The organism is Reyranella sp. GW821-FHT12G01, assembly GCF_058806575.1.
Window position 1 is genome coordinate 2,684,700 of record NZ_JBXAPV010000001.1, and the last position, 13,132, is coordinate 2,697,831.

Annotated in this window: 16 protein-coding genes; 6 read left to right on the forward strand and 10 right to left on the reverse strand. The window is 64.8% G+C overall.

The features are described from left to right. Positions 1–19: 19 nt before the first annotated feature. Entirely contained in the window at positions 20–367 is a 348-nt protein-coding gene (locus tag AC1RP5_RS12940; protein WP_493111084.1) for a hypothetical protein, read from the forward strand. On the opposite strand, the gene AC1RP5_RS12945 is transcribed toward AC1RP5_RS12940, so the two are convergent. The 5 genes from AC1RP5_RS12945 to AC1RP5_RS12965 form a co-directional block, all read right to left on the reverse strand. Beyond that, positions 364–1,899: an amidohydrolase family protein gene (locus AC1RP5_RS12945; RefSeq protein WP_493111086.1), complete on the reverse strand. Its 1,536-nt coding sequence runs from the start codon at positions 1,897–1,899 to the stop codon at positions 364–366. The genes AC1RP5_RS12940 and AC1RP5_RS12945 overlap by 4 nt on opposite strands. 26 nt (positions 1,900–1,925) lie before the next feature. Continuing rightward, on the reverse strand, positions 1,926–2,756 hold the full coding sequence (locus AC1RP5_RS12950) for an ABC transporter permease (protein WP_493111088.1): 831 nt from the start codon (positions 2,754–2,756) through the stop codon (positions 1,926–1,928). Beyond that, a complete protein-coding gene (locus AC1RP5_RS12955; protein ID WP_493111089.1) occupies positions 2,728–3,510 on the reverse strand; it encodes an ABC transporter ATP-binding protein in 783 nt (260 codons plus the stop codon). Before AC1RP5_RS12955 ends, AC1RP5_RS12950 begins: the two co-directional genes overlap by 29 nt. Positions 3,511–3,520: 10 nt before the next feature. Further along, entirely contained in the window at positions 3,521–4,519 is a 999-nt protein-coding gene (locus AC1RP5_RS12960; RefSeq protein ID WP_493111091.1) for an ABC transporter substrate-binding protein, read from the reverse strand. Between the two features lie 66 nt (positions 4,520–4,585). Then, complete coding sequence (locus tag AC1RP5_RS12965; RefSeq protein WP_493111092.1) at positions 4,586–5,041, reverse strand: YqaA family protein; 456 nt, start codon at positions 5,039–5,041, stop codon at positions 4,586–4,588. Between the two features lie 184 nt (positions 5,042–5,225). Here AC1RP5_RS12965 and AC1RP5_RS12970 point away from each other — a divergent pair, with 184 nt between their 5' ends. Both AC1RP5_RS12970 and mdlC read left to right on the forward strand, forming a co-directional pair. After that, the gene (locus tag AC1RP5_RS12970; protein ID WP_493111094.1) at positions 5,226–5,558 is read left to right on the forward strand and encodes a hypothetical protein; all 333 of its coding nucleotides are present in this window, start codon (positions 5,226–5,228) and stop codon (positions 5,556–5,558) included. Between the two features lie 162 nt (positions 5,559–5,720). Beyond that, positions 5,721–7,322 carry a benzoylformate decarboxylase gene (gene mdlC / locus AC1RP5_RS12975; RefSeq protein WP_493111095.1) on the forward strand — a complete coding sequence of 534 codons (1,602 nt, stop codon included), beginning with the start codon at positions 5,721–5,723 and terminating at the stop codon, positions 7,320–7,322. A gap of 24 nt (positions 7,323–7,346) precedes the next feature. Here the strand turns inward: mdlC and AC1RP5_RS12980 are convergent, their stop codons facing one another. After that, positions 7,347–8,795, reverse strand: a complete 1,449-nt coding sequence (locus AC1RP5_RS12980) for an amino acid permease (RefSeq protein ID WP_493111096.1) — start codon at positions 8,793–8,795, stop codon at positions 7,347–7,349. Between the two features lie 161 nt (positions 8,796–8,956). Here AC1RP5_RS12980 and AC1RP5_RS12985 point away from each other — a divergent pair, with 161 nt between their 5' ends. Next, positions 8,957–9,226 carry a hypothetical protein gene (locus tag AC1RP5_RS12985; RefSeq protein WP_493111098.1) on the forward strand — a complete coding sequence of 90 codons (270 nt, stop codon included), beginning with the start codon at positions 8,957–8,959 and terminating at the stop codon, positions 9,224–9,226. A gap of 4 nt (positions 9,227–9,230) precedes the next feature. On the opposite strand, the gene AC1RP5_RS12990 is transcribed toward AC1RP5_RS12985, so the two are convergent. Beyond that, positions 9,231–9,581: a hypothetical protein gene (locus AC1RP5_RS12990; protein ID WP_493111099.1), complete on the reverse strand. Its 351-nt coding sequence runs from the start codon at positions 9,579–9,581 to the stop codon at positions 9,231–9,233. A 95-nt stretch (positions 9,582–9,676) separates the two neighbouring features. After that, the gene (locus tag AC1RP5_RS12995) at positions 9,677–10,645 is read right to left on the reverse strand and encodes a Bug family tripartite tricarboxylate transporter substrate binding protein (RefSeq protein WP_493111102.1); all 969 of its coding nucleotides are present in this window, start codon (positions 10,643–10,645) and stop codon (positions 9,677–9,679) included. A gap of 247 nt (positions 10,646–10,892) precedes the next feature. Between AC1RP5_RS12995 and AC1RP5_RS13000 the strand changes: the two genes are divergently transcribed. Both AC1RP5_RS13000 and AC1RP5_RS13005 read left to right on the forward strand, forming a co-directional pair. Next, positions 10,893–11,294, forward strand: a complete 402-nt coding sequence (locus AC1RP5_RS13000) for a helix-turn-helix domain-containing protein (RefSeq protein WP_493111104.1) — start codon at positions 10,893–10,895, stop codon at positions 11,292–11,294. Between the two features lie 82 nt (positions 11,295–11,376). Continuing rightward, positions 11,377–11,766: an MliC family protein gene (locus tag AC1RP5_RS13005; RefSeq protein ID WP_493111106.1), complete on the forward strand. Its 390-nt coding sequence runs from the start codon at positions 11,377–11,379 to the stop codon at positions 11,764–11,766. 10 nt (positions 11,767–11,776) lie between these two features. Here AC1RP5_RS13005 and AC1RP5_RS13010 read toward each other — a convergent pair whose 3' ends face one another. Both AC1RP5_RS13010 and AC1RP5_RS13015 read right to left on the reverse strand, forming a co-directional pair. After that, positions 11,777–12,442, reverse strand: coding sequence for an amino acid ABC transporter permease (locus AC1RP5_RS13010; protein WP_493113358.1), 666 nt, complete (start codon positions 12,440–12,442; stop codon positions 11,777–11,779). Then, on the reverse strand, positions 12,439–13,119 hold the full coding sequence (locus tag AC1RP5_RS13015) for an amino acid ABC transporter permease (protein WP_493111108.1): 681 nt from the start codon (positions 13,117–13,119) through the stop codon (positions 12,439–12,441). Before AC1RP5_RS13015 ends, AC1RP5_RS13010 begins: the two co-directional genes overlap by 4 nt. Positions 13,120–13,132 lie beyond the last annotated feature (13 nt).

A 13,132-nucleotide genomic window follows, 5' to 3' on the forward strand; every position in this document is an offset into this window, starting at 1 on the left:
ACCGCCCGCGAAAAGCCCCGTGATCGTAGACGCCCTGTTCCCGACCTATCGCTTCGATAAAGCCGAGACCGAGGATTTCATGGTCATCGACCAGTGGTCCTATGTCTGGGCGGCTTTCAGCGGCCCGCTTTTCGTCCTTACCAAGCGCCTCTATTTCCTGGCCATCGTTGACCTGCTGGCGATGCTGGTGATCGCCGGTGGCGCCATTTTCGGCCTGACCGTCGTGGTCTATCTGTTCAGTGCCTCGATGGAAGGCATGATTTTGATGCTCGTCACCGTTGTCGGTGCATTCGCACTGAACGCCATCGTCGCCGTGCGCCTGGTGCGCTACGGCTACCTGCAGCGGGGCTGGCGCCTCGGCTTCTAGTGGTGATGGTGGTGGTAGCCGTGGTGATGGCCGCCGCCGAACCGGTCGATATGTAGCGGCTGCTTGGCCAGGCCCGGGCAGAACGTGTTCACCACCTTCTCGAGCTTGTCGTAAAGCGCCTTGGCGGGCTTGCGCCCCTTGTCCAGCCGCTCCCGCGCCTTCTCGGCCAGCCGCGCAAGCTGGACCATGTCGACGTTCAGCAGCTTGCGATCTTGCAGGACCATGCTGCCGCCGATCATCACGGAATGGACCGCCGATCCATCCTCCGTATGCACGATCTGGTTGGTCGGATCGTTGAACGGGATCCAGTTGATGTGGCCAAGGTCGAGGAAGACGATGTCGGCCTTGTAGCCGACCTCGATCTTGCCGATCTTGTCGCCGAGGCCCAGCGCCCGCGCGCTACCCGCGGTCGCGGCATGCAGCACTTCCTCGGTCTTGATCCAGACGCGGTTGTCCGGCCCCTGCACCTTCGAGACCATCGAGGCCAGTCGCATGTTCTCGTACATGTTCTGATTGTCCGAGCAGCTGGCGCCATCGGTGCCGATGCCGACATTGACCTTGGCGTCCAGCATGCCGCGCATGTCGGCGATGCCGTTGCCCAGCACCATGTTGGAGCCGGGATTGTGCGAAACCGACGCGCCCTTGTCGCCCAGCAGCTTCATGTCGTCGCCGTCAAGCCAGACCCCGTGCGCCACTGTGAACTTCGGCCCGACCAATCCCAGTGAATCCATGTAGGCGGTGAGCGAGGTGCCGTAGAGCTTGTAGCCGGCAACCACTTGCACCTTCGATTCCGAGACGTGAGTGTGCAGGCCGGTGTCGTAATCCTTGGCGAGCTTCAGGCAGGCCAGCAGGAATTCCTTGCTGCAGTGGTGCGGGATGGTCGGCGCGACAGCGAGATGGACGCCCTGCCCGTCGAGCTTCCACCCGTGCAGCGCCTTCTTCATCTGCTTCACGCTCGCCTTGTAAGGCGAGAATTGATAGGCCTCGACCTCCTTCTGCAGCGACGGCGGAAGCTGGTCCATCAGGCCCGGGATCGCCTGGAAGAAGCTGGTGTCGGCCACCATCGGCGCCAGCATCGCCCTCATGCCGACATCGGCATAGGCCTGACCGATCGCCGCCAGTCCCTCCGCCGTCGGCATGGGGAACTCGGCCGCCAGGTCATAGGCCGCGGTGCAGCCCTTCATCACCATCTCCGCAGCGCCGATCAGGCTCGACAGGTACTTGTCCTCGAGCGTGCGTGCGCCGCTCATGTAGGGGCCTGCCGTCAGCAGCAGCTCCAGGGTGACGCGGTCGACCATGCCCTTGGCAAGGTTGCCGTGGCTGTGGGTGTGGCCGTTGATCAGGCCGGGATGCAGCAGCATGCCCTTGGCGTCGATCACCGTGGCCGAGTCCGGCGCCGCGACCTTCGGGCCGATCTCGACGATCGTGTCGCCGTCCACGAGGATATCGGCCTTGGGGGCTGAATGGCCCTTGATGTCGACCACGCGGCCGCCCCGGATCACCGTCATCGGTGCTTTCGGCTTCTTCGCCATGTCACTCACTCCCCTTGCGTGGCCGGTCAGGCACCCGGTGTCGTGTTGCTGCTCGACCACGGGAAGAATATCCGCTCGGCCGCCACCACGATCTGGAACAGAACGACGCCCATCACCGACAGGATGATAAGCGCTCCGAATGCCACCGGCACCTTGAAGAACGCTGTCGAGGTCTGGATCAGGAAGCCCAGTCCCGCATCGGCATTGACGAACTCCGCGACCACCGCGCCCACGACCGCGAGCGAGATCGCAACTTTCAGCCCCGCGAAAATGAACGGGATCGCGTAAGGCAGCCTGATCCGCAGCAACTCGCTGAGCTTCGACGCCCGGCAGGCGCGACTGAGCTCGATCAGCTCGGGCGGCACGGACAGCAGGCCCGTCGCGATCGAGATCACCAACGGGAAGAATGCCACCAGCACCGTGATGACGATGCGCGGCAGTTCGTTGGTGCCCAACAGCACGACGAGGATCGGCGCCAGCGCCACCTTCGGAATGGACTGCGTCCAGACGAGGAACGGATAGACTGCTGCCGCAATGGCCGGCGACGCGGTCAGGATCACGGCCAATGGCAAGCTGATCAGGATCGAGACGACGAAGCCCAGCATCACGGTCTTGAAGGTCGCCATCGTGTGGCCTGCGACCGTCGGCCCGATCGCGATCGTGTCCTTCCAGATGTCGCTTGGCATCGGCACCAGATAGCCCGGAATCTTGAAGACACGGCAGGCACCTTCCCAGATCAGGAACAGCGCGGCGGTCGCGACGAGCGGAAGTACCACCTCATAGAGAGCGGCGCTTTTCCTGCGGCGACGGGGCGGCTTCTGCCGCGTCTCAAGCGGCGGCGCGGCCTGGACCGACATGGCGTGTTCCGAAAATGAGTTGGCGGATGTGCTGGCTGGCCTCGTGGAATTCCGGCGTGGCCTCGGTCTCGAAGCTGCGCGGCCGAGGCAGGCCAATCTCGATGATCTCCTGGATGCGACCGGGTCGCGGCGACATCACGACCACGCGGTCGGCCAGCACCACCGCCTCGGTGATCGAATGGGTCACGAACAGGACCGTCTTGGGCCGCTCGCTCCAGATGCGCAGCAGCTCCATGGTCATTTCCTCGCGCGTCAGCGCGTCGAGGGCCCCGAACGGCTCGTCCATCAGCAGGATGTCGGGGTCGTGCACCAGCGCCCGGCAGATCGCGACCCGCTGTTGCATGCCTCCCGACAGCTCGCGCGGCGACTTGCCCTCGAAGCCCGCGAGCCCCACCAGCTTCAACAAGGCCATCGCCTTGTCGGTGCTGGTCGAATCGATGCGATGCATCATCCGCAGCGGAAACAGCACGTTGTCGAGCACACTGGCCCACGGCAGCAGGGTCGGCGCCTGGAAGACGATACCGGTCTCGGACCGGGGTTCGGTGATTTCCGCGCCACCGATCGACGCCCTCCCCGCCGTCGGCAGGATCAGGCCGGCGACGATGCGCAGCAAAGTGGACTTGCCGCAGCCCGAGGGCCCGACGAGCGTGATGAACTCGTTGCGACCGATCTCCAACGACACGTCCTGCAGCGCCGTGACCTGATCGCCGTCACGGCTGTTGAAGATGCGTGTGACCCGGTTGAGCGAGATCACGTCGGCCTCGCTACTTGGTGACCTTGCTCGTATCGATCGCGGTCTTGTAGTCGAACTCGGGCTTCAGCTCGTTGGCCGTGGCAATCGTCTCCCACGAGAACTTCAGCCGCTCCGGGCTTTCCTTGCCCCAGCCGAATTCCTTGCTGTGGTCGTTGAACACGAATTTCATGACGGCCTTCACGCTGCCCATGCAGTCGTCGAGCTCGACCTCGGGGAAGCGGGCGACATGCAATTTGCAGGCTTCCTCGGGGTTCGCCGCAGCCCACTCGAAGGCCTCCTTGCTGGCGGCCAGGAAACGCTTCACCAGGTCGGGCTTGTCCTGGGCCATCTTGTCGGTGGTGATCAGCGTGGCGGCGTAGATCTTGAAGCCGACCTCGACGAACGGCAGCGGCAGGATCTCCTCGCCCGCCTTAACCGCGGCCTTGTTGATGTAATAGTAATGGATCGAATAGAACGGTGCGGCGTCGATGTTCTTGGCGATGAGCTGCGCCGCCATCGCGGCCCCGTCCATGTTCGTCCAGATCAGCTTGTTGGGATCGGTGCCCGCCTTCTTGGCGACTTCCGGGAAGTAGAAGCGATGGCTGTTGCCCGGCGTGATGCCGATCTTCTTGCCTTCGAGGCCCTTGAAGCTGGTGATGCCCGAGCTCTTCAGCACGAACAGCGAGTGCGGCGATTCGTTGTAGAGCACGGCGATGGTCTTGACCGGCACGTTGGTGCGCGCCCGCGCCGTCATGACGGCGGCAATGTCGGCGACACCGAAGTCGGCCGCGCCCGAGGCCACCTTGGTTACAGTGTCACCCGAGCCGTAACCGCGCGTGATGGTGATGTCGATGCCGTGCTTGGCATAGATGCCTTTGCTCCAGGCCCCGTAGTACATCGCGTGTTCGCCTGAGGGGATCCAGTCAGTCTGGAAACGGACCTTGTCCTGCGCCATCGCAGGCATCGCGGAGAGAAGCGTCAGTGCGAGCGCCGCCAACCCGGTACGTCGGCGAAACGATGATGACTTCATGAGTGCCTCCCCTTGAGCCCTGTCGAGCAGCCCAAAAGAAGCAATTTCGGTGCCACGCACCTCTCGCTACGCGAGCCACCCGAGGGTCGCCGCGACCAGGACCGCGTAGCGCGCCGTCTTGCCGATCGCCACCAGCACGACGAACGGCAGCAAAGGCGTGCGCAGCGCGCCGGCCACCACAGTCAGAGCATCGCCCCCGAACGGCAGCCACGCAAACAGCAGGGACCACACGCCCCAACGGCTGAACCAGCGCTCGACCCGCGCATAGTCACGCGGCTTCACCGGGAACCAGCGCCGGTCCCGAAAGCGCTCGATCCACCGGCCTAGCACCCAGTTGACGATCGAACCCAGCGTGTTCCCGACGCTCGCCGCGACCAGCAAGGTCGGCCAATGCGTCGGCTCAGCCACCAGCAGCCCGACCAGCACCAGCTCGGACTGGAAAGGAAATACCGTCGCGGCAAGGAAGGCTGCGGCAAACAGGCCGCCGTGACTGAGGACGAAGGGGCTCAGGGCAAGATCCATTCAGCCTCGTCATTACCCATAAGCCGACTGTGGCCGAACCCTTCGTCCAACTGTGCGGATCACGCGTTGGAATCAGGGCCATTTCCTGAAAACCCTTTCGGCTTTTCGATGCAACACCTCGCGTGCAGGGGGCGTTGGTTCTTCGCAGCCCACGATTTCCCAATCAAAACAATGGAGGACCACCATGAAGACCAGCCTCATCACCCTCGCCGTCATCGCCAGCACCGCCATCGGTGGCGCGGCCTTCGCCCAGACCATGCAGCCGAGCACGCCGGCCGGCCGCGACATGAACTCGATGCCGGGCCAGACAAGCAATCCGAACACCAACCTTCCGGCCACCTCGCCGAACGCGACGGCCGCCGAGGCCGCGGCAAAGTCCCAGCTCGAAGCCAAGGGTTACAATGGTGTGAAGTCGTTGACTCGCGATACGGCGGGCAACTGGACCGCCAAGGCCATGCGCAACAACGTTGAGGTCGCCGTGACGCTCGACACGGCAGGCAACATCCGCGAGCAGTAGGCGCCACACCCTACTCGCATGCGGTACGGCGGAGCGCCCTACCCCTCGTGGGGCGCTCCGTTCGCATGTCTGCCGTTTGGCACATTGTTTATGCGTGGCAGTAGGAGTGAAGCCGACTAGGATACTTCCCAAGATCTTTCAATCATTGGGGAAACCGGCTGCATGCGCACCGTGAAGGACGTTACCTTCGACCTGCTTCGCAAACTCGGCGTCACCACGGTCGTGGGCAATCCCGGCTCGACGGAAGAGACGTTCCTCAAGAACTTCCCAAAGGACTTCGACTATGTGATGGCCCTACAGGAGGCCAGCGTCGTCGGTATCGCCGACGGCATCGCCCAGGGTCTTCGCAAGCCGGTGATCGTCAATGTCCACACCGGTGCCGGCATGGGCAACGCGATGGGCTGCATCGTCACCGCCTATCAGAACAAGACTCCTCTGATCATCACGGCCGGCCAGCAGACCCGCGAGATGCTGTTGCTGGAGCCGCTCCTCACCAACATCGATTCGTCCAACCTGCCCCGCCCCTGGGTGAAGTGGGCCTACGAACCCTCGCGCGCCGAGGACATTCCCGCCGCCTTCATGCGAGCCTATGCGACGGCGATGCAGCAGCCCGCCGGCCCGGTGTTCCTGTCCCTGCCGCTCGACGACTGGGACAAGCCGATGCCGGAGGTCGATGCTTTCCGCACGATCGCCACGCGCATGGGCCCCGATCCGGTGCGCGTCGCTGAATTTGCCGAGCGCATCAATGCCGCCAAGTCGCCGATCATCGTCTATGGCTCCGATCTCGCCCGCAGCCAGGCCTGGGACGAGGGTATCCGCTTCGCCGAAACGCTCGGCGTGCCGGTCTGGACCGCGCCTTTCGCCGAGCGCACGCCGTTCCCGGAGAACCACAAGCTTCACGCCGGCGCCCTTCCCGCGGCCATAGGCCCGCTGGGCAAGAAGTTCGCCGGCCACGACCTCGTGGTCGTGATCGGCGCGCCGGTGTTCCGTTACTATCCCTATGTCGGCGGCGATTACGTGCCGAAGGGCACTCACCTCCTGCAGGTGACGGACGATCCCAACATGTCGTCCAAGGCGCCGATCGGCGACAGTCTCGTCTCCGACGCCAAGCTCTTCCTCGAGGCGATCCAGCCGCTTGTGAAGAAGCGGACGTCGTCGGTTTCCGCGCCGTTGCGCGCCGCGCCAAAGTCGGTCGACATGGATGCCCAACCGTTGGCGGCCGACGCGATCCTGGCGGCGGTGCGCAAGGCCTGCCCCGCCGACTATGTGCTGGTCGAAGAGGCGCCCTCGGTGGTGCCCGACATGCAGGACCAGTTCCGCATCGACAAGCCCGACTGCTTCTACACCTTCGCGTCGGGAGGCCTCGGTTGGGACATGCCCGCCGCCGTGGGCCTGGCGCTGGCCGAACGCAGCAGTGGTCGCAATCGCCCGGTCATCGCGCTGATGGGTGACGGATCGTTCCAGTATTCGGTCCAGTCGCTTTACACGGCCGTGCAAGAGAAGGCGCATGTCGTGTTCGTGGTCCTGCAGAACCACGAATATGCCATCCTGAAGTCCTTCGCCGACCTCGAAGAGACGCCGAACGTGCCGGGCCTCGACCTGCCGGGCATCGATCTCGAAGCGCTGGCCAAGGGCTATGGCGCGCCCTCGAAACTGGCAAAGACGGGAGCGGAAGTGACCGCCGCCGTGACGGAAGCTCTCGCCCGCCCCGGCGCCAGCGTCGTCGTGGTGCCGCTCACCCGCAAGCGGCACTCGCTGCTCTGAAGTCAGTGCGCGATTAGCGCGCGATCAACGCCCGAGGCGGTCCGTCGCGCGTGAATGGCCGTAGGCGAAGTAGATTACGAGGCCAATCGCGATCCACACGATCAGGCGGGCCCAGGTCAGCGGCGACAGCCCGACCATGAGGCCAAGGCACGACAGGATGCCGAGCACCGGCACCCACGGCATGGCGGGCACCCGGAAGGGCCGGTGTGCGTGCGGTTCGAGGTGACGGAGCCGCAGGACTGCCCCGCACACCATCAGGAACGAAAACAGCGTGCCCACGCCCACCAGTTCGCTCAGCGTCTCGATGGGCGCGATGGCGGCGACCACGGCCACGACGGTGCCGATCAGGATTTGGCTCATCCACGGCGTGCGCAGCTTGGGATGGATCCTGCTGAAGACCGGCGGCATCAGCCCGTCATGCGCCATCGTCGCGAAGATGCGCCCCTGTCCATAGAGCAGCACGAGGATTGCCGTCGTGATGCCGATCAGGGCGCCGAGTTGGATCAGCAGCGACAGCCAGCCGATGCCCATGCGATCCGCCGCGAGCCCGACCGGTGCCGGCACGTTCAGCTCCCGATAGGGCACGATTCCGACCAGCACGCCCGCCACGAGGATGTAGAGGATCGTCGACAGGACGAGCGCGCCCATGATCCCGATCGGCATGTCGCGCTGCGGCCGCTTGGCCTCCTGCGCGCAGTTGGAGACGGCGTCGAAGCCGATATAGGTGAAGAAGACCACGGAGGCGCCGTGGAGCACGCCACTCCAGCCGAAGGTACCGAAGGTGCCGTCATTCGGTGGCACGAACGGATGCCAGTTGGCCGTCGAGACGTGGCCGATGCCGAACGCGATGAAGGCCAGGATCACGAGCAGCTTGAGCGCCACCATGATGTTGTTGATCCGCGCCGATTCCTGCGTGCCCCGCACCAATAGCAGGGTGAGCATCGCCACGATGGCCACGGCGGGCAGGTTGGCGATGGCGGTCACGGTCGTGCCGTCGGCAAGCTGTACCAGCGTACCGGTCGAGGTCGACAGGCGCGGTGGAACGGCCAACCCGAAGAAGGCCAGAGTACCGTTGAAGTAGCCCGACCAGCCCACCGCCACCGTGGCGGCGCCGATCGAGTATTCCAGGATCAGGTTCCAGCCGACCAGCCAGGCCGCAAGCTGGCCCAGGCTCGCATAGGTGTAGGTATAGGTGCTGCCGGACACCGGCATCAGCGCCGCCAGTTCGGCATAGCAGAGGCCCACGAACGCGCAGGCGATGCCCGCCAGGACGAAGGAAATGATCACGGCCGGGCCGGCATAGAGGGCGGCGGCGGTGCCGGTCAGCACGAAGATACCGGCGCCGATGATGGCCCCGATCCCCATGAAGACGATGCTGATCGGGCCCAGGACCTTGGGCAGGGGCGCGGCATGCGCGGCCTGCGCCAGGATGTCAGAAAGCAGCTTGCGCGCCCCGGCGCCCTTCACATTCATGTGGTTCCCCCCGCTCCCTCTTAGCAAGATCGCGGCGGAGACCCTATATAAACAGCATGCGCACCACCCTGCTCACCGTTGCTTTCGGAATGGCCCTGGTTGCTGCCGCAAACTCGGCTTCCGCCCAGCTCGTACCCGGCTCCATCGGGAATGGCGGGCGCATGCCCGACACCATGTCGCCCGGCGCCCTGCCGCCGCCGCCCGTGGCGCCCCCTGCGCCGGTCATGGCGCCGCCGGCGCCACAGCCCAACACCTATTCGCTGCAGCGCGATCGCCTCGAGAATCAGGGCTACAGGGTGCAGCGACTGGATCAGGAAAACGACGGATCGTGGCGCGCCAAGGTCAGCCGCGATCCCGTGCCGACCCGCCCGCAGGGCGTGCCTAAGAGAGTGACGATCCATCCCAACGGACAGATGATCGAGGAATACTAGGCGCCTAGACCTGAAAGAGCAGGAAGCCGCCGATCCCGAACACCGTCAACGCCGCGCCGAGATATCGGTAGAAGCGCGTCGATTGCAGCGCCAGCAGTCTGTCCGCCATTGTCGCCGCACGCTCCTCGGGGCGCAGCCCCGACCTGAGTTCGAGCTGTCGGGCAAAGAATGTGGGCGTCTCGACATGGACACCCACCGGGGCGTCCAGTTCGACCAGGGTGCAGATCAGCCACATCACCAGCCCGACGACGCCCACGCCGATGAAACCGACATAGGCCACGGTCACGAACACCAGGATCGAGACGACGAGCCAGGCGCTGAGCGCGATGGCCATGAGGATGGATCTGGCCGGCATGCAGCGATCCCCTTCGGGTTATCCTGCCAGTTTACTCCCGCCGGATAACTTTCGACACCGGGATCGGATCGCGCGCTCCCCCGTCGGCCCGAAGGCTACTGCCCCGTCTTGATGTTCGCGTCCTTGATCACCTTCGCCCACTTCGGAATGTCGTTGGCGATGGCAGCGCGGGTCTCTTCCGCAGTGCTGCCCACGAGGTCGAGGCCCATGGCGGTGAACTTCTTCTCCATCTCGGGATCGGCCAGAACCTTCAACGAGTCCGCCCGCACCTTGTCGACGATCGGCTTCGGCAGGTTGGCCGGGCCCAGCAGCGCGAACCAGGAAGTCGCCTCGAACCCGGGGAAGCCCTGCTCCGCGAGCGTCGGCAGTTCCGGGGCACTCGGCGTGCGCTTCAGCGAGGTGACCGCGATGCCACGAACGCGGCCGTCGCGGACCAGCGGCATCGCAGCACCGGCATTCTGGATACCGACCTGGACCACGCCGCTCATGAGATCGGACATGTTCGCGCCACGATAGGGAATGTGCTCCATCTTGATGCCGGCCAGGAAGCAGAACAGCTCTCCCGCGATGTGCTGCGGCGTGCCGACGCCCGGCGTGCCGTAGGACAGCTTGCCCGGGTTGGCCTTCGCATAGGCGATCAGCTCGGGGATGGTCTTCACCGGCAGGTCGTTGTTCACCATGAACAACGACGGCATCACCAGCGAGGTCGAGATCGGCGTCAGGTCCTTCAGCGGATCGAACGGCAGCGGCTGCAGCGACGGCAGGATGGTGATGGCCGCATTGCCCGACCACATCAGCGTGTAGCCGTCGGGCGCCGCCTTGGCGACGCGGTCGACGCCGATCGCGCCCGAATTGCCCGCGATATTGTCGACGATCACCGGCTGGCCCCAGGCCTCTGCAAACTTCTGGGCAAACATCCGCGCTGTGACGTCGGTCGAGCTGCCGGCCGTGAAGCCGACGACGATCTTGACCGGCTTGTCGGGCCAATTGGCCTGCGCGAATGCCTGCGGCGCCAGCGCCAGGGCGAGCAGGCAAGAGGCGGCGGCGCGAATGAAACTCTGCATCGTGAAAGCCCTCCGGGATGCGGTCTTTGCCGCCTGCGGCGGAGGTTATGGAGCTTGCATCCGGTCGGCAACTGCAGCCGTGCTGCCCGGTCCGTCGTGCGGATTCCGAATCCCGATTCGGCCGGCGACCTGGTGACGCATCGATCGACTGCGTCCTGCACGCAACATCGTTGCATCGGGACATCAAAGATCGAAAGGTGGCTGTAAGCCCTGCATGCGATAGGTACCTCTTGTCTTGGAGGTATATGTGGCGCGCTCTCATCCAGTAGATACTCACGTCGGCAACCGGTTGCGCCAGCGGCGTGCCCTCCTCGGCATGAGCCAGACCGACCTCGGCAAGGCCGTGGGCCTCACCTTCCAGCAGGTCCAGAAGTACGAGCGTGGCTTCAACCGCATCAGCTCGAGCCGCCTGTTCGAATTCTCCAAGGTTCTCGACGTTCCGGTCGCGCATTTCTTCGATGGCGCGGAAATCGTGGGGAGCCCCGCGAAGCGCAAGCCCGGTCGTCCAAAGGCTTCCGACAAGCCCATCGAGGCCGATCTCAACACCAAGCGCGAGACGCTCGAGCTGGTCCGCGCCTACTACAAGATTCGCAGCAAGAGCCTGCGGGAAAAGACCCGTGACCTGATCCAGGCGCTCGCCAAGGATTGACAGGGCCCGGAAACATCCGGCCCTTGGCAGCGTTGAGGAAGGTTCACTTCCTCTTCCTGCCCAGGCGAGCTGGAGTTCCGATATGACCCGTCCCGTGGCTCTCGCCACCGCGCTCCTGCTGCTGTCAGCCGTGGCCGCCTGCAACGACGGACCGCCGCTCAAGGCACCACCTCCCGACGCCCCCATCTCGACCGTTCGTTACCAGTGCCAGCAGAACAAGACGATCGTGGCCGACTATTTCGACGGCCAGTCGAGCGTCGGGCCTGACGGCCGTCCGATTCCGGGCGGACGGGTCGTGGTGCAACTGAGCGACGGCCGGAAGTTCAGCCTGCCGCAGACGCTTTCCGGTTCTGGTATCCGGTACGCCGATCCGAGCGGCAGCGTCGTGTTCTGGAGCAAAGGCGATACCGCCTTCGTCGAGGAAGGGCCAAGCCAGACCGTGACCTATCGGGATTGCGTGACCAAGCGCTGAGGCACCGCGATCAGCGGCGACCGGCGAGCGCGCGATTTTCCAGGCGGCTGAGCAGGCGCACCAGCGGCCACAGCAGCAGGAAATAGATCACCGCCGCCATCACGATGGGCGTTGGATTGTAGGTGATGCTCTGCGCCTGCCGCGCCTCGTAGAGCAGTTCCGGCACCGCCACGACGGACCCGAGCGAGGTCAGCTTCACCACTTCGAGGGTGTTGGACAGCAGGTCAGGCATCACGTTGCGCACGGCCTGGGGCAGCACGACGTATCGCATCGCCTGCATCCGGCTGAGGCCGGTGGACCGCGCAGCCTCGACCTGGCCCGCCGGCACCGAATCGATGCCCGCACGAAAAATCTCGCCGTAGTACGAACCCGTGTTGAGGAAGAAGGCGATCGCCACGCAGGCGAAGCCGCCCAGCTCGAGGCCCGCGAACGGCAGGCCGGCAAACAGCAGCACCAGCAGCACCAGCGGCGGGAAAGCCCGGAAGAAATCAACCCACGCCATCAACGGCCAGCGCACCAGCGGGTTCTTGACCGACGCGAGCAGCGCCAGGATCAGGCCGCCGAACAGTCCCAACGGCACCACGATCAGCGACAGCAGGATTGTGTTCCACAGGCCGGTCAGCACGATCGGCCAGGCCGCCTTCATGATCTCGATGTTGAAGAAGGCCTCGATCATCGCTTCCACGCGAATTTCGTCTCGATCCAGCGCGCGGCGACGACCACGGGCAGGAACAGGACCACGTAGGCCGCGGCGCCCATCATGAGCGGCGAGGGATTGTACGAATTGGACATCGCCGAGCTCGCCTGCCCCAGGATCTCGGTGACGGCCACGACGGTGCCGAGCGCGGTGCCCTTGGTGATGGAGATGGTGCGGTTGGTGAGCGGCGGGATGGTGAGCCGGAAGGCCTGCGGCAGCACGACGTTGAACAGCGTCTGGCCGAACGACAGGCCAGTCGAACGCGACGCTTCCCACTGGCCCTTCGGGATCGAGGTGATGCCGGCCCAGAAGATCTCTTCGGAGAAGGCCATCAGCACGAAGGCCAGCGACAGCCAGGTCGAGACGAAGCCCGAGGGCGACGGCCCCGCATAGGGCAGGCCGAAATACATCAGGACGATGATGACCAGCGGCGGCAGCGAGCGGAACAGGTCGACGACGAAGACGATCAGCCAGTTGAGCGGCCGGATCGCGAGGCTGCGCAGCAGCGCCAGCGCGAGCCCGGCGCCCAGGCCGGTGACGATGATCAGCAACGCGAGTTCGATGGTCACCACCATGCCGGACAGGATGTCCGGCAGGTACTTCCACATGACCTTCGCATTGAAGAAGGTCTCGACGAACTTGTCCCAGCCGTTCATTGCCCGTCGCGGC